Source organism: Catellatospora coxensis, assembly GCF_016862635.1.
Lineage (GTDB): Bacteria > Actinomycetota > Actinomycetes > Mycobacteriales > Micromonosporaceae > Catellatospora > Catellatospora coxensis.
This window is the reverse complement of sequence record NZ_BONI01000194.1, coordinates 1-1,360: the sequence shown is the minus strand read 5'-3', so window position 1 is coordinate 1,360 and position 1,360 is coordinate 1. Positions and strand designations below refer to the sequence as shown.

The 1,360-nt window shown below is 56.2% G+C and carries 1 protein-coding gene; it reads right to left on the bottom strand.

Annotated elements, in window-relative coordinates; all coding sequences use genetic code 11:
- Nucleotides 1-65 precede the first annotated feature (65 nt).
- Nucleotides 66-1,232 (bottom strand): hypothetical protein, encoded by a 1,167-nt coding sequence (locus Cco03nite_RS41955; RefSeq protein WP_203699623.1) that lies wholly within the window; start codon nucleotides 1,230-1,232, stop codon nucleotides 66-68.
- Nucleotides 1,233-1,360: the final 128 nt, after the last annotated feature.

Sequence of the window (1,360 nt, the reverse complement as noted above, 5' to 3'; positions counted from 1 at the left end):
GGCTGAGCGAACTTCCGCATTAATGTCACAGATCCTTTGAAAGCTCCAGCCTAAATATCTGAAAATTACTTCCTGCGACCTTTGGTGCCTCTCTTCCGCTTAGGACGCGACTCGGCACCGTCTTCCGGCGAAGGTTTGCTCCGGGCAGCGGGTCCGCGATTTCCGCCGGCCAGGTGCGATGGCAGCCCTTGCTCCTTCCTGGTCAGAGCCACTCCGTAGACGGCACCGAGCAGGGCTCCCAAGATGGCGAAGCTGAATCCAAGAGAGTTGTCAGCTAGATCCCGAAGGGTTCCCCCGGTAATTCGGCCGTTGATCTGGCTGATGTTCGGCAGGCTGGTCGTCCAGCGATACTCGGTGTCAGTTTGCCTTGGCTCAGAGTTGAACTCGCTAAGCGTGTACGTTTTATTGTTACGACAAAGCGCAATTGCCAGGCGGGGTGGGGGGTCTCTGTCGGCCCCAAGCTCGTCCAGATGGTCCTGTGCAAGCACGAGCCCCGTGTCAGCACTGGTAATGGGCCTTGCCTTACCGAGGCCAGCAGTCATCGCGCCATAAGTTTGACCGCTAAACGGCAGCTCAAACTGCCAGTCCCCGAAGCCGTTTCGTCTTGTGCTGAGGGCGGGAAGAATAAAGGATATTCGCCCTGCAGCTACAAGGAAGTCGTCGCTAGCTACGCCCGCTCCGGCAAACGGGCTGAATCTTATGATCTTGTGACTGAAGGTTTCTTCGACAGTTGGAGGAGGGTCTGTCATGCCTCCGATCATCGGAAGGCCGGACATCCCATCAGCATATTGCTGGACCATGTTGAGATCGACTGTGGCACGTTTGATATCGGTGGTCCCAGAAGGCAATGCCAGAACCAGTTGCCCCTCACTGATCATACTGCCCGAAAGAATGCGATAGGTGGCGGAGCTGTTAGGATCTGGGTTCTTGTGCGGCATATAGCCAGACCACAGGAGAGAGCCATCCCAGCGTCCGTCAGACCTAGGACATAAGCGCAGTTCGGGTAGAGAGTAATAGAGGACCCCTGCGAAGTCTTCCTCGGTCGCTGCGCCTAGAGCGATGGCATTCGAAGGGAGCCAATTCGGACTCAACGACGCGTTAACCTCGGGGTCATCTGCTGCGACCTTATCCGCCACGAATATACCAATGCTTACTAATGCCGCAACAAATAGGGCAACTCCAATTGCTACCGCGGTCTTCCTGGACAGCACTAAGCGCTTGATCGTTCCCATAGATCCTCGATCACTTATTCACGTTTTGAGTGTGGCGGCACAAGTCTGGTCTCCGTCGAGACTGATTTACCAGGCTGCCTCGCCAGCCGCGCCTGCCTTGGGCTTGCCAGGAAGCCCAGGCAACTTAC

Excerpts from the sequence above, each read along its gene's own strand:
- Cco03nite_RS41955 (WP_203699623.1), bottom strand. The coding sequence starts at position 1,232 with ATGGGAACGATCAAGCGCTTAGTGCTGTCCAGGAAGACCGCGGTAGCA.